Raw genomic sequence first — 16,857 nt, 5'->3', positions numbered from 1 at the left:
GACCACCAAGCCATGGCCCCTCGGCTCAGTGTCATCGTCCCCATCTACAACGTCGAGCGCTATCTGCCCGCGTGCCTGGACTCGCTCGCCGCGCAGACCTTCCGGGACATCGAGGTCCTGATGGTCGACGACGGCTCCCCCGACGGCTCCGCCGCCATCGCCGAGGCGTACGCGAGCCGCGACGAGCGCTTCAAGCTGATCCGCAAGGAGAACGCCGGACTCGGCGCGGCCCGCAACACGGGCATCCAGCACATGTCGGACGCGTCGGAGTACCTCACCTTCGTCGACAGCGACGACCTCATCCCGCCGGACGCCTACCGGCAGATGCTCGCCAGCCTGGACGATTCCGGCTCGGACTTCGCCACCGGCAACGTCTTCCACCTCAAGGGGGAGAAGACGTGGCAGGTGCCGCTGCTGAAGATGCTCGCCGGTGAGGCCCGCAAGGGCACCCACATATCCAGGTACCCGAAGCTCATAGCCGACCGCATCGCCTGCAACAAGATCTTCCGGCGGAGCTTCTGGGAGAAGGAGGGCTTCGTCTTCCCCGAGGGGATCCTCCACGAGGACATCCCCGTCGTGCTGCCCGCCCACTACCGGGCGGAGGCCGTCGACATCATCGGTGAGCCGACGTACTTCTGGCGGCTGCGCGAGGGCGAGTCGGCCCCCTCGATCACCCAGCGCCGCAAGGAGCCCCAGGCCATCCGCGACCGGGTCACCGCGGTGAGCATGGTCAGCGACTACCTGGCCCAGCAGTCGGGCCCCGAGTTCGCCGAGTACAAGCGCCAGTACGACGACCGGGTGCTCCGCGACGACCTGCGGCTGTTCATGCGGGTGCTGCCGGACGCCACCGTCGAGTTCCACGAGGCGTTCCTCGAGGCCGCCAACCGCTACCTCGACATGGTGGACCCGAAGATCGTCATGGCACTGCCGACGGATCTGCGGGTGCAGTGGCTGCTGGTCCGCAAGCACGCCATGCCGGAGCTGATCGCCCTGCTGGCCTCGCAGCGCCGCAAGGAGCCGGTGGAGGTCTCCGGCACCTTCCGCAAGTACGCGAGCTTCCGCACGCTGGAGGAGAGCGGCTTCGACCTGCCGAAGTCGGCGCTGCGCATCGACGGCGACCTGGACCTGCGCGCCCCGCTGCGCTCGGTGACCTGGCAGGACGGCAAGCTGGTGCTGTCCGGCGACGCCTACATCGACAAGATCGACGTGTCGACCAAGCGGAGCAGCGTCAAGATCGTCCAGCTGAAGCGCAACGGCTCGCGCCGGCGCGTCTTCCTGCCGGCCAAGAACATCCACCGGCCCGAGTGCACCACCGACTCCGGTCAGCAGCGCTACAACTACGACTGGGCGGGCTGGGAACTGGCCCTCGACCCGGCGAAGCTGCGCAAGGGCGGCACCTGGCAGGAGGGCCTCTGGCACGTCGGCATCAACGTCTACGCCTCCGGTCTGGTGCGCCGCAGCGGCATCTGGACCCGCGGCGGTTCGGCCGCGAACTTCCCGCCCTACCAGTGGCTCGACGAGGACTTCCGGCTGCTGCCGACCGTCGAGCGCAGCGCGCTCAAGCTGCGCGTCGAGAAGGTGCGCGCCCTGATCACCGACCGCCGGCTGGACGGCGACGCGGTGGAGATCAGCGGTGACATCCGCGTCCCGCTGAAGACCGGGGAGACGGTGACGTTCCGTCTGAGTCACGGCAAGAGCGGCGAGGTGCGCACGTACCCCGTCGAGGTGGCGCAGCAGGGCAGCACCACGACCTTCCGTACGAGGGTGCCGCTGGCGGACGTGGCCCTGCTGAGCACCAGCACGGTCGACGACCAGGCCCAGCCGGACCGCCGCCGGTGGAGCACGGTGCTGGTGGCCACCACCGGGGACGGCACGGAGCGCCAGTTCAGCAGTGTGGTCCGGGAGGGCCTGGAGGACCTGTCCTTCGATCTGCCGGCCTCCTTCGGCGAGGAGGGCGCCCACCGCGAGATCGCCCTGACGTCCGGCCACAACGGCTATCTGAAGATCACCGGCCGGACCCGCCGGGCCGTGATCACCGACGTCCGCCTGGAGAACGGCAAGCTCGTGGTGGACGGCCGCGGCAGCCGGGAACTCGTCGGCTCCGACCTCGTCCTCAAGGCGACCAACCGCTACGACGAGCGCACGGCGCCCGCCGACTGGTCCGAGGACGGCACGTTCACCGTGGCCTTCGACCCGTCGGTGATGGGCGGCTCCGGTCAGGTGCCGCTGAAGGCGGGGCGCTGGAACCTGCTGCTCCGCTCCTCGAACCCGGACGTCCCGGACGCCCAGTTCGTCATCGACCGGCTGGCCCTGCCCCGGTTCCCGCTGCACAGCGTGCTGGGCGGCCGCCGCTACTGGTTCGAGAACCGCTGGAGCGACTACCCGCAGCTCAACTGCCGCTCCGAGCTCAGCGACCTGGAGCGCGGCCCGTACCGCCAGCTCCAGCTGCGCCGTGAGGTGTACGAGCCCGGCCGCCGCCAGCCGCTGCGCGACCAGGTGTTCTTCCTCAGCTACAACGGCAAGCAGTACTCCGACAGCCCCCGCGCGATGCACGAGGAACTGCTGCGCCGCGGCAGCGACATGAAGTTCCTGTGGGCCGTGCGCGACGGCCAGGTGGTCCTGCCGCCCACCGCGGACAAGGTGCGCATGTGGGGCCGTGAGTGGTTCGAGGCGCTGGCCACCTCCCGGTACATCGTCACCAACGGGCACCTGCCCGAGTGGGTGGAGCGCCGGCCCGGTCAGGTCATCGTGCAGACCTGGCACGGCACGATGCTGAAGAAGATCGGCCACGACATCGAGACGCTCTACTTCGACCGCGAGTACCAGAACCGTCTGGCGCTCGAGGCGAAGAACTGGAGCCTGCTGGTCTCCTCCAACCGGTTCTCCACGCCGATCCTGAAGCGGGCCTTCTCCTACGACGGGGAGATCCAGGAGGCCGGTTACCCGCGCAACGACTACCTGTACTCGCCCGACCGCGACAAGATCGCGGAGAAGGTGAAGGAGACGCTCGGGATTCCGAGCGGCAAGAAGGTCGTGCTGTACGCGCCGACCTGGCGGGACGACCAGTCGCACAGCGCCGGCCAGTACCTGTTCGACCTGCGGATCGACCTGGAGGACGCCCGTCGCCGGCTGGGTGACGACCACGTGCTGCTGATCCGGCGGCACTCCAACGTCGTCGACGCCGTGCCCGGCGCCGGCAACGGCTTCGTGTGGGACGCGTCGGAGTACCCGGACATCGCCGACCTGTACCTGGCGGCGGACATCATGATCACGGACTACTCGTCGGTGATGTTCGACTACGCCCACCTCAAGCGGCCGATGCTGTTCTTCACGTACGACCTGGAGCACTACCGGGACACGCTGCGGGGCTTCTACTTCGACTTCGAGAAGGACTCGCCCGGACCGCTGATCTCCACCTCCGAGGAGCTCGTCACGGCGATCCGCGACATCGACCAGGTGTCGGCGGAGTACGAGGAGCGCTTCGCGCGGTTCCACCACCTGTTCTGCGACCTCGACGACGGCGAGGCATCGAAGCGGGTCGTGGACCGGATGCTCGAGCAGGCCAAGGAGGTCTGAGCGGGCCCGCTCCCGGGAGCGGAGAAGAGCGACGGCCGGACGCGATGCGTCCGGCCGTCGCCGTTTCCCGCTTCCCCGGGCCCTGGCGTCTCAGTGCCCGGCCTTCCCGGCCGGACGCGTGCGGCCGGCCAGCGCGACGGTCAGGGCGCGGATCCGGCCTCGCAGACGCGGGCGCGTGTGCGGTACCGGCGTGACGGACGGGCACTCCGCCGCCGGTCGCGGCCTGGGCACCAGGGCGCACAGCGCGGTGAGCTCCTCCACCGCTCCCTGGGAGAGCAGCAGGCAGCGCAGCCGGGAGAGCGGCGGCAGCTCGGCCACCAGTTCCGGCGGGGCGTACTCGCGCACCAGCTGCCCGGCGAGCTCCACATGCAGGGCCCGTGTCTCGTCCGGCAGGTCGGCGAAGGACTCCTTGAAACGGCCGAGTATCTCCAGGGTGAGCCAGCGGTACAGCAGGCTGTTGCGCCGGCTGCCGGGTGGCACATGGTCCACCACCACGCCCAGTACGTCACGCAGGTTGGCGTAGAAGGGGGCGGGGTCGGGGACCTCGTGGGTCAGGTGCGGGAAGCCGTCCCGGTGGATCAGGTGGTAGCAGTCGTAGTCGGCCACCACGGAGATCGACCGGGCGTGCAGATAGGCCGGGACGACGAACATCTGCTCCTCGGCCAGCCGGACCCCCTCGGCGAAGCGCAGCCCGTGCTCCTCGACGAGGCTGCGACGGAACAGCTTGTGCGCGGTGAGGGTCCACACGGCCTTGCAGGAGAAGAGGTCCCCGCCCTCGACGTTCTTGCGGAACGGTGTGACCGGCGCCTTGCGGCCCACTCCCCTGATGCGTCCGAGCACCACGTCGGAGTCGCCCCGCCGGGCGGCCCCCACCATCCGTTCCAGCGCCTCGGTGCCGAGGCGGTCGTCGGGATCCGCGAAGAACAGGAACTCGCCGGTGGCGTCCTCGATGCCGCGGTTGCGCGGCCCGCCCGGGGCGCCGGTGTTCTCCTCCAGCCGCACGACGCGGACGCGCCCGGGGTGCCGTGCCGCCCAGGCGTCCAGTAAGTCCGCGCTGCGGTCCGTGGACGCGTCGTCCACGGCGACGATCTCGAGGCGGTCGAATCCCAGGGACTGGTCCGCGATCGACTGCAGACATTCCTCGAGGTGATCAACCGCGTTGTAGACCGGGATGACCACGGATACGGTGGGCCCCGGTACGGGCTCGGTGTTCAAAGTGCCCCCCACGAGCAGCGTTTCTGATCACCGTAACTCCCGATTTCTCCCGTCCCGTTTCGACGACCCGTCGGCCAGTGCAAGATCTCGTAACAGTTGACGCTCCGTCAATTCCCGTGTGTGCGGCCGGACATGGAGGTGCCCCGGGCCGATGACTCGTCCCGGGGCACCTCCCGCACGGAGCGTCCGGGATCTAGAACGGCTCGAAGTCGTCGTACTCCCGCTCGGACTCGTCCCGTTCGGCCTGGCGGTCGCGGCGGCGCTGCGCGGCCGGGCGGGGCGCCTCGAAGCGGTGGTCCTCGCCGCGGCGGCCGAGCATCTCGGCACCGGCGGTGACGGTCGGCTCCCAGTCGAAGACGACGGCGTTCTCCTCGGGTCCGATGGCCACACCGTTGCCGGTGCGGGCACCGGCCTTCATCAGCTCCTCCTCGACACCGAGGCGGTTCAGCCGGTCGGCGAGGTAGCCGACGGCCTCGTCGTTGTTGAAGTCGGTCTGGCGGACCCAGCGTTCGGGCTTCTCGCCGCGCACCCGGAACAGCGGCTCCCCGCCGACCTCCTCGCGGGTGACGGTGAAACCGGCGTCGTCCACGGCCTTGGGCCGGATGACGATCCGCGTCGCCTCCTCCTTCGGCCTGGCGGCACGCGCCGCGGCCACCAGCTCGGCGAGCGCGAAGGACAGCTCGCGCAGCCCGGTGTGGGCCACGGCGGACACCTCGAAGACGCGGTAACCGCGCGCCTCGAGGTCCGGCCGCACCATCTCGGCGAGGTCCTTGCCGTCGGGTACGTCGATCTTGTTGAGGACGACGATCCGCGGCCGGTTGTCGAGACCGCCGTACTGCCGCAGCTCCTCCTCGATGATGTCGAGGTCGGAGACGGGGTCGCGGTCGGACTCCAGGGTGGCGGTGTCCAGCACGTGCACCAGCACGCTGCACCGCTCCACGTGCCGCAGGAACTCCAGGCCGAGACCCTTGCCCTGGCTGGCGCCCGGGATCAGTCCCGGCACGTCGGCGATGGTGTACACGGTCGAACCGGCGGTGACCACACCGAGGTTGGGCACGAGCGTGGTGAAGGGATAATCGGCGATCTTCGGCTTGGCGGCGCTGAGCACGGAGATCAGGGACGACTTGCCGGCGCTCGGATAGCCCACGAGCGCCACGTCCGCGACGGTCTTCAGCTCCAGGACGATGTCCTGGAGGTCCCCCGGCTCACCGAGGAGCGCGAAGCCGGGCGCCTTGCGCCGCGCCGAGGCGAGGGCGGCGTTCCCGAGCCCGCCGCGTCCGCCCTGGGCCGCGACGTACGAGGTGCCGTGCCCGACGAGGTCGGCGAGGACGTTGCCCGCCTTGTCGAGCACCACGGTGCCGTCCGGCACGGGCAGGACCAGGTCCTGGCCGTCCTTGCCGCTGCGGTTGCCGCCCTCGCCGGGCTTGCCGTTGGTGGCCTTGCGGTGCGGCGAGTGGTGGTAGTCGAGCAGGGTGGTCACGGACTGGTCGACGGTGAGGATCACATCGCCGCCGCGTCCGCCGTTGCCCCCGTCGGGGCCGCCGAGCGGCTTGAACTTCTCACGATGGACGGAGGCACAGCCGTGACCTCCGCTACCCGCGGCGACATGCAGTTCGACGCGGTCCACGAAGGTGGTCATGGAATGTGCCTCCAGTTACTACGGGGTTGTCTCTTGGGTAACACGCGAAAGGCGGACCCGCTTCCCGTCGGGGAAGTGAGGTCCGCCTCGCGAAAGTGTCCGATCAGGCGACCGGAACGATGTTCACGACCTTGCGGCCACGGCTGGTGCCGAACTGCACCGAACCGGCCTGCAGCGCGAACAGGGTGTCGTCGCCGCCACGGCCGACGCCGGCGCCCGGGTGGAAGTGGGTGCCGCGCTGGCGGACCAGGATCTCGCCCGCGTTGACGACCTGACCGCCGAAGCGCTTCACGCCGAGGCGCTGAGCGTTGGAGTCACGACCGTTGCGGGTGGACGATGCGCCCTTCTTGTGTGCCATCTCTCCTCAGTCCCTTACTTCGCAGCCGCGGGGATCTCAGTGACCTTGATCGCCGTGTACTGCTGGCGGTGGCCCTGACGACGGCGGTAGCCGGTCTTGTTCTTGTAGCGCAGAATGTCGATCTTCTGGCCCTTGTGGTGGTCCACGACCTCGGCCTGAACCTTGATGCCGGCCAGCACCCACGGGTCGCTGGTCACGGAGTCGCCGTCGACGACGAGCAGGGTCGAGAGCTCGACCGTGTCGCCGACCTTGGCGGTGGAAATCTTGTCAACCTCGACGATGTCGCCGACAGCAACCTTGTGCTGGCGACCACCGCTGCGCACGATGGCGTACACGCGGATCTCACTCTCTCACTCGTAGAACGGCACCCCCGCAGGCCAGCCGCCCACGCACACACGCGGACGACCTCTCCCGATCGCGGTCCGCGTCCGGGAGGAAGAGGTTTACGGGGATGTGGCGGTCCCGATGGACACGCCGACGGTCAAGGTTACGGGGCCCGGCCCACGGGGGTCAAACCGGACCCCCTGCGTCAGCCGCCGACCGACGCGACGTAGTCCGCGTACGCGTCCTTGATCTGCGCCGGCGACAGCTCCAGGTGCTCCAGGATCGTGTAGCGGCCCGGGCGGGTCTCGGGGGCGAACCCGACGGCGCGGACGAACTCCTCGTCGTCGAAGCCGATCTCCCGCGCGACGACCGGCAGCCCGTGCCGGCGGAGCGCGTCGGCCATCATCCGGGAGCTCTCGTGGTCGCCCCGCAGATGCATCGCGAACGCCGCGCCGATGCCGACCTGCTCGCCATGGCTGGCGGCACGCCGGGGATACAACAGGTCGAGCGCGTGACTGATCTCGTGGCAGGCCCCCGAGGAGGGCCGGGTGTGCCCCGCGATCGACATGGCGATGCCCGACAGCACCAGGCCCTCGGACAGCACGGTCAGGAAGCCGTCGTCGCCGCAGCCACCGGGGTGGCGCAGCACGGCCTCACCGGCCTGCCGGGCCATCGCCGCGGCGAGGCCGTCCACCTTCTCGCCGTTGACGCGGTGGGACAGTTCCCAGTCGGCGACCGCGGAGATGTTGGACAGCGCGTCCCCGATCCCCGACCGCACGAACCGGATCGGCGCCTCGCGTATCACCGAGAGGTCGATGAGCAGCGCGATGGGCGTGGGCACACCGTACGAGCCGCGGCCCGCGTCGTTGTCCAGGATGGAGACGGGCGAGCAGATGCCGTCGTGCGAGAGGTTGGTGGCCACGGCGACCATGGGCAGCCCGATGCGCGCCGCGGAGTACTTCGCGCAGTCGATGACCTTGCCGCCGCCGAGTCCGACGACCGCGTCGTAGCGGCCGGACTTCATCTTGTCGGCCAGCCGCACCGCGTCGTCGATGGTGCCGCCACCCACCTCGAACCAGTCGGCCCCCGGCAGGGCGGGCGACAGCCGCTCCCGCAGCCGGGCCCCGGAGCCGCCGCTGATCGCCACCGCGAGTCTGCCCGACTGGGAGATCCGCTGGTCCGCGAGGACGTTCGCCAGGTCGTCGAGGGCGCCCGGGCGGATGTCGACGACGACCGGCGAGGGGATGAGCCGGGTCAGTACTGGCACGCGATCTCCCGTCCGCGGGCGAGGTCGTCGTGGTTGTCGATCTCGACCCACTTGACGTCGCCGATCGGCGCCACGTCGATCCGGAAGCCGCGGTTCACCAGCTCCTGGTAGCCGTCCTCGTAGTACAGCTGCGGGTCGCGCTCGAAGGTCGCCTTCAGCGCGTCCGCCAGCTCCCCGGCCGCCTCGCCCTCGATCAGCGTGACACCGATGTACTCACCGGTCGCCTCCGCCGGGTCCATCAGCTTGGTGATCCGCGTCATCCCCTTCTCGGGGTCGACGACGACCTTCATCTCCTCGTCGGCGAGCTTCTTCACCGTGTCCAGCGCGAGGATGATCCTCCTGCCGTCACCGCGCGCGGCCAGCAGGGTCTTCTCCACCGACACCGGGTGCACCGTGTCGCCGTTGGCGAGGATCACACCGTCCTTGAGGGCGTCACGCCCGCACCACAGCGAGTAGGCGTTGTTCCACTCCTCGGCCTTGTCGTTGTCGATGAGCGTCAGCTTCAGCCCGTACTTCGCCTCCAGGGCCGCCTTGCGCTCGTACACGGCCTCCTTGCGGTAGCCGACGATGACACCGACCTCGGTCAGCCCGATCTCGGCGAAGTTGGCGAGGGTCAGGTCCAGGACCGTCACCCCGTCCGGGTCGCCCTCCGCGCCCACCGGCACCAGCGCCTTGGGCAGGGTGTCGGTGTAGGGGCGCAGACGGCGTCCGGCGCCGGCCGCAAGCACGAGGCCTATCATCGCGGTTGTCTCCTTACGTTCCCCGGGTCCGACCGAGTCGGGGATGTGTCATCTCGGCGGCAGAACTGTCTGACGGGCACGTCCGCGCGCTGTGGGCGCAGGTGGGCGCTGCCCTTGGGAAAGGGTGTGGTCCTGTCCACGGGGGACAGGACCACACAGCGTAGACGGCCGCTCAGCCCTCGTCGGTCACGGCCGTGACCGAGGACGGCGGCTGCTGGTCCGCGGCCGCGGTCTTCTTCGGCGCCGCCTTCTTCGCGGTCGTCCTGGCGGTCGTCGTCTTGGTGGCGGCCGCCTTGGTGGTCTTCGCCGCCTTCTTGGCCGTCGTCTTCTTCGCGGCGGTCTTCTTGGCCGTCGTCGTCTTCTTCGTGGCGGCCTTCTTCGCCGTGGCCTTCTTGGCCGCCTTGCGGGCGGTCTTCTTGGCCGGAGCGGCTTCCTCGGCGGCCTCGCCCTCGGCACCCTCGCCGGCGGGCTCCCCGGCCGGCTCCTGCGCCGGGGCCGACGGGACGACCGTCACGGCCGCGTCCTCGGAAGCGGTGGAGGTGCTCGGCTTGCGCACCGCGCGACGGCGCGGACGGGCCGGGGCCTCGGGCTCCGCCGGGGCAGCCGCCTCGGCCGGGGCGCTCACCTCGGCCGGGGCCTCCTCGGCCTGAGGCGTCTCCTCCGCCTTCGCGGTCTCGGTGACCGTCACCACCGCGGCCTCCGCTCCCGCCGGGGAACCGGCCGGCGCGGACACCTTGCGGGTGGCCCGACGACGCGTGCGGCCCTTGGGGGCGGCCTCCTCGGCGGCGGGCTCCGGGACCACCGCGTCCTCGACGGCGGCGGGCTCGGCCAGCGCCTCGGCGGCCGACTCCGGCTGCACCGGACGCGCCACCTCCTGCGCGGCGGTCACGTCCTGGGCCGTCGGGACGGCCTCGGGCTCGGTCTCCACGGCCGGCGCGGGCTCCTGTGCCTTGTGCCGGCCGGCCTTCTCGGCCTCCCGCTTCGGGGCCCCCGCCGGGGCGGACACCCGTCGGCTCGCCCGGCGGCGCGTACGCCCACGGGTGGCCGCGGCCTCCGCCTCGGCCGCGCTGCTGTACAGCTCCTCGTCCGGGGTGAACTCGGGGGCCGGAAGCGCGACGGGCTCCGCGGCCTCGGCGGCGACCTCGGCCACCGACTCCGCCTCGGCCTCCTGCTCGGGCGTCTCGACGGCCACGGCGGCCTCGTGCTCGTGCGGCTGCTCCGCCGCACCGGCCCGCGCCCGCTTGCGGCGCTTGCCGCCGCCACCGACGGCGGACGGCTGGTCCAGGTGCACGATGACACCGCGCCCGTTGCAGTGGACGCAGGTCTCCGAGAACGACTCCAGCAGGCCCTGGCCGACCCGCTTGCGGGTCATCTGCACCAGGCCCAGCGACGTCACCTCGGCGACCTGGTGCTTCGTACGGTCCCGGCCCAGGCACTCCAGCAGGCGCCGCAGCACCAGGTCCCGGTTGGACTCCAGCACCATGTCGATGAAGTCGATGACGATGATGCCGCCGAGGTCGCGCAGCCGCAGCTGACGCACGATCTCCTCGGCCGCCTCCAGGTTGTTCCTGGTGACCGTCTCCTCGAGGTTGCCGCCCTGGCCGGTGAACTTGCCGGTGTTGACGTCGATGACGACCATCGCCTCGGTCCGGTCGATCACCAGCGAACCGCCGCTGGGCAGCCAGACCTTGCGGTCCAGCGCCTTGGCGAGCTGCTCGTCGATCCGGTACGTGGCGAAGGCGTCGACCTCGCTGGTCCACCTCGACAGCCGCTCGGCCAGGTCCGGCGCCACGTGCGACACGTACCCGTGGATGGTCTCCCAGGCCTCGTCACCGCTGACGACGACCTTGGAGAAGTCCTCGTTGAAGATGTCCCGCACGACCCGGACGGTCATGTCCGGCTCGCCGTACAGCAGCGTCGGCGCGGTGCCGCCGTTCTTGGACTTCTTCTTGATCTCCTCCCACTGCGCCTGGAGACGCTCGACGTCGCGGCGCAGTTCGTCCTCGCTGGCGCCCTCGGCGGCGGTGCGCACGATGACGCCCGCGTCCTCGGGGACGACCTTCTTGAGGATGGTCTTCAGCCGGGACCGCTCGGTGTCGGGCAGCTTGCGGCTGATGCCGGTCATCGAGCCCTCGGGCACGTACACGAGGTAGCGGCCCGGGAGGGAGACCTGGCTGGTCAGACGGGCGCCCTTGTGGCCGATCGGGTCCTTGGTCACCTGGACCAGGACCGACTGGCCCGACTTCAGCGCGGACTCGATGCGGCGCGGGCCGCCCGACATGCCGAGCGCCTCGAAGTTGACCTCACCGGCGTAGAGCACCGCGTTGCGGCCCTTGCCGATGTCGATGAAGGCGGCCTCCATCGACGGCAGCACGTTCTGCACCTTGCCGAGGTAGACGTTGCCGACGTACGACGTCGCCTGCTCCTTGTTGACGTAGTGCTCGACGAGCACCCCGTCCTCCAGGACGCCGATCTGCGTGCGGTCGCCGTGCTGGCGCACCACCATGACGCGCTCGACGGCCTCACGGCGGGCCAGGAACTCGGCCTCGGTGATGATCGGCACGCGCCGGCGGCCCTGCTCGCGGCCTTCGCGGCGGCGCTGCTTCTTCGCCTCCAGACGCGTGGAGCCCTTGATGGACTGCACCTCGTCCGACGGCTCGGACGCCTTGCGCGGCTCGCGCACCTTGACGACCGTGCGCTCCGGGTCGTCGCCGGAGGACTCGCCCTCGGCGGCGCCGTCACCGGCCCGGCGACGGCGGCGGCGACGGCGACGGCTGCTGCTGGAGCCACCGGAGTCCTCGCGGTCCTCGGCGTCCTCCTCCGCCTGCTCGGCGGTGTCCTCGGCGTCCTGGGCGGCCTGCTCGGCGGAGATGCGCTCGGTGTCGGCGTCCCCTTCGCCGGACTCGTCGCCCTCGGCCTCCGTCTCGGCGGACTCGCCGCGACGGCGGCGACGGCCACCGCGGCGACGGCGACGGCGGGAACCGGAGGACTCGCTGTCGTCCTGGTCCTCGGTGTCGGCGTTCGCGTGGTCCTCGGCCGGCTCCTCGGCCTCCTCCGCCTCGTCCTCGGCACGAGCCGCGGGGGCTTCCTCGGCGGCCGGGGCGGCCTGCGCGGTCTCCTCGGCGTCACCCGCGCCCCGGCGCCGGCGACGGCGGCGGGAGGCTGCGGGCTGCTCCTCCGGCAGCTCCTCGGTCTCCTGCGGCTCCACCGGCTCGGCAACCTCGGCCGCCGCCTCGGCGGCGGCACGCTCGGGGGTCTGGAAACGGGGCTCGGTGAACACCGGCGGCTGGAACACGGCGACGGCGGGGCGCGCGGGGCGCCGCGGCGAGTTCTCCGCCTCCTCCGCCTCCTCGACCTCGGCGGCCCGGGCGGTGCGCGCGGGTTCGGCGAACCCGGCGGCGGCCTTGCGGACGACGCGACGGCGACGGCGCGGCGCGGCCTCCTCGGCGGGGGCCTGCCCGGCCTCGGGAGCTTGGGCGGCGGGCTGCTCGACGGGGGTCTCGTCCTGCTTGTCGTGCTCGGTCACCAGGGCCTCCTCGGCGGTCGGGGCGGCCTGCTCGGTCTCCTCGGCGCCGCCCTCCGCCGTCGCGGCGGTCACCGGCGCGCCGGCCGGAGCGGACGCACTGCGCGAGGCGCGGCGCCGGGTGCGGCGGGGAGCGGTGTCTTCGCCGGCCTCGGAGGCTTCGGCGGCGACGGGGGCCTCGGATGCCTCGGCGGGCGCGGCCGTGGTCTCCGCGGGCGCGGTCACCGTGCGGGTGGCCCGGCGACGGGTACGGCGCGGAGCGGCGTCGGCCTCGGCGGCCTCGCGGGCCTCGGGGGCGTCCTGCGTCCCAACGGTCTCGGCGGCCTCGGCGCTGTCCGCGGGCGCGGTCGTGGTCTCCGCGGGCGCGGTCACCGTGCGGGTGGCCCGGCGACGGGTACGGCGCGGAGCGGCGTCGGCCTCGGCGGCCGGGTCGGCCTCGCGGGCCTCGGGGGCGTCCTGCGTCCCAACGGTCTCGGCGGCCTCGGCACTGTCCGCGGGCGCGGCCGTGGTCTCCGCGGTCTCCGCGGTCTCCACCGGCGAGGTCACGGAGCGCGTCGCCCGGCGACGGGTACGGCGCGGAGCGGCGTCGGCCTCGGGGGCGGGCTCAGGGACGGCCTCGGCCGCCGGAGCGGTCCCGGACGCGGCCGGAGTCGTCGGCACGACCGTCTCCGCGGCCTCCGCGGACGCCGGTGCCCCGGCGGGCGCGGCCGCACGGCGGACCACACGACGACGCCGAGGCGCGGCGGCCTCGGTCTCCTTCTCCGCGCTCTCCCGGTCCTCCACGAGCTCAGCGGGCTCGGGCGACTCAGGGACGTCGGCACTCTCCGCGGCCGGTATGGCCGGCTCGACGGTCTCGGCCGTCGTACCGGCCGTGGCGGCGGGCGGACCCGCCGGGCGGGACGCGGCACGGCGCCGCCGCCTCGGCGGCAGGGTGTCGCTCGGAGTGTTCGGTTCGGAGCCCTCGGTGGGCTCGATCGGTTCGAGCATGCGGGCGTTTCTCCCGTCAGGCTCCCGGGCGCCGCACCTGGTCCGGCGATGCCGGTGACGTCCGCGGCTCGCGCGATGCGCGGTTGCCGCCGTCCGGGGCGCGGGCGCCGCTCGGGAGCTCTCTGTGTCCTGTCTCGCCGGTTCCGTACGCCGAATGCGTACGGCCTGGCGAAAGTCTTCTGGTCGGTGCGCTGCCCGACCCAGGTGGCTCCCGAGTTCAAGGGCGGCGCTTACGACGTACGTCCCTGCGCGGGACCTTCCTTACGCCGGCGCCGGCGCGGCGGCAGTGGCGCCGGCCGGATGCGGCTCGGTCGCTGCTGCCTCGCGGTCGGGCGCGAGCGGGTCGGTCACCGTGCCGGTCTCTTCATCGAACAGCCCCTGCGCCAGCCTGGTCACCGCTGCGGGGACCGGCGGCGCCAGGTCGGCCACGGCGCGGAGACCGGACAGGACGTCGTCGGGTCGTACGGCAGGCGTCACGTGCCGAACAACCAGGCGCAGTATCGCACAGGGCTGGTCGGTCGGCCTATCAGCCGGCGACGAGTGCGTTTCCACGCTCTCCAGGTGGGCCACCGCCGAGCGGGCGTCGAAGGTGCGGACGCCGTTCTTGGTGCGGCGCTGGACCTCCACGGCCTGGGCCGCGTTGAAGACGTCCACCGCGCGGCGGGCGTCCTCGGGGGCGACGCCGTCCAGCCGCAGCTCCCACACGGAAGCCGTGAGCCGGTCGGCGAGACCCGACGAGCGGGCCTCGACCGCCTCGACGATGTCGAGCCCGGCGGGCATCGACTCGTCGAGAAGGGCCCGGAGCCGCTCGGGGTCGCGCGGCTCGGTGAGCGCGATCTCCAGGTACTCCGCCTCACTGCCCGTGCCGGTGGGTGCGGCATTGGCATACGACACCTTCGGGTGCGGCGTGAACCCCGCCGAGTACGCCATCGGCACCTCGGCGCGGCGCAGCGCGCGCTCGAAAGCACGCTGGAAGTCACGGTGGCTGGTGAACCGGAGGCGGCCGCGCTTGGTGTAACGCAGTCGGATGCGCTGCACCGCGGGTGCGGGCGGCGGGCCTTCGGGCTGTCGCTTGCCCAGTGTTCTTCAGTCCTTCGTGAGAGCGGTCGTACTGCTACCAAGAGTACGTGCCTCCCGGCCGGTAGGTTCCCGCCGGTGCGCGAGCTGCGGTTCCTCCCGTCCGCCCAGCAGCATCCGGCGGAAGTCGGCACGGGCCTGGCGGACCGAGGCACGGGCGGACTGAAGCGCCTGCCGGGTGGCCCGGCCCACGGCACGCGCGGCCTGGCCGGCGGGCCGCAGCACGGCGTCGCGCACCGCATGTCCCACCGGGGTCAGCACACTGCGGTACACCCAGCGCGCCGGCTCCACGAAGATCCACCGGAAGAGGGCCGCGAGGGCCCGCCCCACGGCGAGCGAGACATACCCGGCGACCCGCCAGGCGTGCCCCAGCGCCGCCCCGATCTCCCGCGCGACCACACCGAGCACCCGTCCGGCCGGCGCCAGCACCCAGCGCCACACCGCGAGCGCGGGCAGCACCAGCAGGATCCGCGCGATCCAGTACAGCCCCGTGCCGATCCCGACGGCGATCACCGTCACCAGCCACACGCAGCCCCGGCCGCACCACACGAGCCCCCGGCCGCACCAGGCGAGCGCTTGCCCCACCGGTGTCAGCACCCACCGGTACACCCACACCGACGGCACGACGAGGAGATGCCTCCCCAGCCACACCACTCCCGCCCACAGCCCTGCCCCGGCGGCGGCGAGCGCGTGCCCGACCGGCGTCAGCACACGCGCGTACACCCATGTCGCGGCATGCCCGAGGGGAGTCAGCACATATCGGTAGAGCCACACGGCCGGAAGGACGAGAAGCACCCTCCCCAGCCACGCCACTCCCCTGCCCAGCGGCACGAGCACATACCGCCACAGCCCCACCCACGGCCACACGAACACCGCGCGCCCCACCCACAGCAGCGCCCGCCCGACCGGCCTCAGCACCGTGTCGTTCAGGAACCGCCCGGCGACCACCAACGCGTCCCACAGCATCCGTACGGGCACGACCAGCACCAGCACCAGGATCCGCAGGGGAACGCGGATCGCCACGACGAGGCACCCCTCACCGCCCGCGGGCCGCTCCGACGACTTCTCAAGCTCCATACCCGCAAGGACGCCGCAGCCGCCCGCGCGGATCCCGCAACGCCGGAAAAGTATTTCTCATATGCTGAACGCCAGTCGAAAAACCGCAATTACGAGGCTTATACAAAGCAATTGTCACCACGGCCGTTCACTCATTCGCCGCGCATCCAAGTGAAACAGCCGCCGTTAGTCGCTGTATGAAGGAAAGCAGGTCAGGGCCGCTCCAACTCCACGTCGCAGAAACGCTGTTGACCGTCGCCACCGGCCCGACGAATCAATCCTGACATGAATGATGAACGCTACGACCATCTCTGGTACGGCGCCGACGTCCCGGACCAATTCCCCGAAGCGGGCACCGGACGGCACCGGGCCGGAGCCGTCTACGCGGATCCCGTGGAACCGGCCGTGCCCCCCTGGGACCCGGCCGAGGAGCTGGCCTATCTGCTCCAGGAGGCCCGCAGCGAGGAGTACGGCAGAACCGTGCCACCCCCGCGCGAGGAGGCCTCGGTCACCGCGCCCCCTGCCGGCAGCCCCATGGGCAACCTGCAGGAGATCACCGCCGAACTGCCACCCCTGCGCGCCCCGCGCGGACACCGCAAACCCCCGCGCAAACGCCCCGACGCACTGCGCGTCGCCAGCTATGTCATCGCCGCCATGGCAGCGGTCACCGTGTCGATGGTGAGCGTCTTCAGCGGCGTGGTCACCTACGAGCCCCTGCTGCTGGTCACCACGGCCCACAGCAGCGGCAGTTCGTCGGCCTGGTGGCCCATCCTGGTCTACGGCCCCTGGCTCGCGGGATCCCTCTCCATCCTCCGCGCGGCACTCCACCAACGCCGCGCGCTGCACTCCTGGTTCGTCGTCCTGCTCTTCTCCTCCGTCGCGGTTCTCCTCTGCGTGGCCCAGGCCCCCCGCACCATCACCGACACGGCCGCGGCGGCCCTGCCGGGCGTCGCCGCCCTGGCCTGCTTCCAGCAGCTGGTCCGCCAGATCACCCTCACCCGCCCGCCCCGCCGCACGGTCGCCCCCCGCCACCGCATCCGCCCGTACGGCCACGAGACCCCGTAGCGCCGGCCCCGGCCACGAACACGAAGAAGC

11 protein-coding genes are annotated in these 16,857 nt (G+C 71.8%); 2 read left to right on the top strand and 9 right to left on the bottom strand.

What is annotated here, in order from left to right; all coding sequences use genetic code 11:
- Nucleotides 1–12 precede the first annotated feature (12 nt).
- Nucleotides 13–3,576 (top strand): bifunctional glycosyltransferase/CDP-glycerol:glycerophosphate glycerophosphotransferase, encoded by a 3,564-nt coding sequence (locus ACZ44S_RS00425; RefSeq protein ID WP_466922597.1) that lies wholly within the window; start codon nt 13–15, stop codon nt 3,574–3,576.
- A 90-nt stretch (nt 3,577–3,666) separates the two neighbouring features.
- Here ACZ44S_RS00425 and ACZ44S_RS00420 read toward each other — a convergent pair whose 3' ends face one another.
- The 9 genes from ACZ44S_RS00420 to ACZ44S_RS00380 form a co-directional block, all read right to left on the bottom strand.
- Nucleotides 3,667–4,803, bottom strand: coding sequence for a glycosyltransferase family 2 protein (locus tag ACZ44S_RS00420; RefSeq protein ID WP_466922594.1), 1,137 nt, complete (start codon nt 4,801–4,803; stop codon nt 3,667–3,669).
- Between the two features lie 181 nt (nt 4,804–4,984).
- Nucleotides 4,985–6,430 carry a GTPase ObgE gene (obgE, locus tag ACZ44S_RS00415; protein ID WP_466922591.1) on the bottom strand — a complete coding sequence of 482 codons (1,446 nt, stop codon included), beginning with the start codon at nt 6,428–6,430 and terminating at the stop codon, nt 4,985–4,987.
- A gap of 103 nt (nt 6,431–6,533) precedes the next feature.
- Nucleotides 6,534–6,788, bottom strand: coding sequence for a 50S ribosomal protein L27 (gene rpmA, locus ACZ44S_RS00410; protein ID WP_006132816.1), 255 nt, complete (start codon nt 6,786–6,788; stop codon nt 6,534–6,536).
- A gap of 14 nt (nt 6,789–6,802) precedes the next feature.
- Complete coding sequence (gene rplU, locus ACZ44S_RS00405; RefSeq protein WP_006132815.1) at nt 6,803–7,123, bottom strand: 50S ribosomal protein L21; 321 nt, start codon at nt 7,121–7,123, stop codon at nt 6,803–6,805.
- Nucleotides 7,124–7,317: 194 nt separating this feature from the next.
- A complete protein-coding gene (locus ACZ44S_RS00400; RefSeq protein WP_466922588.1) occupies nt 7,318–8,379 on the bottom strand; it encodes an iron-containing alcohol dehydrogenase family protein in 1,062 nt (353 codons plus the stop codon).
- Nucleotides 8,367–9,119, bottom strand: coding sequence for a phosphocholine cytidylyltransferase family protein (locus ACZ44S_RS00395; RefSeq protein ID WP_466922585.1), 753 nt, complete (start codon nt 9,117–9,119; stop codon nt 8,367–8,369). Before ACZ44S_RS00395 ends, ACZ44S_RS00400 begins: the two co-directional genes overlap by 13 nt.
- A gap of 172 nt (nt 9,120–9,291) precedes the next feature.
- Nucleotides 9,292–13,629: an Rne/Rng family ribonuclease gene (locus tag ACZ44S_RS00390; RefSeq protein ID WP_466922582.1), complete on the bottom strand. Its 4,338-nt coding sequence runs from the start codon at nt 13,627–13,629 to the stop codon at nt 9,292–9,294.
- A gap of 261 nt (nt 13,630–13,890) precedes the next feature.
- Nucleotides 13,891–14,667, bottom strand: a complete 777-nt coding sequence (locus ACZ44S_RS00385) for a TIGR03936 family radical SAM-associated protein (RefSeq protein ID WP_466922579.1) — start codon at nt 14,665–14,667, stop codon at nt 13,891–13,893.
- 48 nt (nt 14,668–14,715) lie between these two features.
- Entirely contained in the window at nt 14,716–15,783 is a 1,068-nt protein-coding gene (locus tag ACZ44S_RS00380) for a hypothetical protein (protein WP_466922576.1), read from the bottom strand.
- Nucleotides 15,784–16,047: 264 nt separating this feature from the next.
- Between ACZ44S_RS00380 and ACZ44S_RS00375 the strand changes: the two genes are divergently transcribed.
- On the top strand, nt 16,048–16,827 hold the full coding sequence (locus ACZ44S_RS00375) for a hypothetical protein (protein ID WP_466922573.1): 780 nt from the start codon (nt 16,048–16,050) through the stop codon (nt 16,825–16,827).
- The last annotated feature ends 30 nt before the right edge of the window (nt 16,828–16,857 follow it).

The sequence above is a fragment of the Streptomyces malachitofuscus genome (genome assembly GCF_055571035.1).
This window is presented reverse-complemented; position numbering and strand designations above follow the sequence as displayed.

Excerpts from the sequence above, each read along its gene's own strand:
- ACZ44S_RS00425 (WP_466922597.1), top strand. The coding sequence starts at position 13 with ATGGCCCCTCGGCTCAGTGTCATCGTCCCCATCTACAACGTCGAGCGC.
- obgE (WP_466922591.1), bottom strand. The coding sequence starts at position 6,430 with ATGACCACCTTCGTGGACCGCGTCGAACTGCATGTCGCCGCGGGTAGC.
- rpmA (WP_006132816.1), bottom strand. The coding sequence starts at position 6,788 with ATGGCACACAAGAAGGGCGCATCGTCCACCCGCAACGGTCGTGACTCC.
- ACZ44S_RS00395 (WP_466922585.1), bottom strand. The coding sequence starts at position 9,119 with ATGATAGGCCTCGTGCTTGCGGCCGGCGCCGGACGCCGTCTGCGCCCC.
- ACZ44S_RS00390 (WP_466922582.1), bottom strand. The coding sequence starts at position 13,629 with ATGCTCGAACCGATCGAGCCCACCGAGGGCTCCGAACCGAACACTCCG.
- ACZ44S_RS00380 (WP_466922576.1), bottom strand. The coding sequence starts at position 15,783 with ATGGAGCTTGAGAAGTCGTCGGAGCGGCCCGCGGGCGGTGAGGGGTGC.
- ACZ44S_RS00375 (WP_466922573.1), top strand. The coding sequence starts at position 16,048 with ATGAATGATGAACGCTACGACCATCTCTGGTACGGCGCCGACGTCCCG.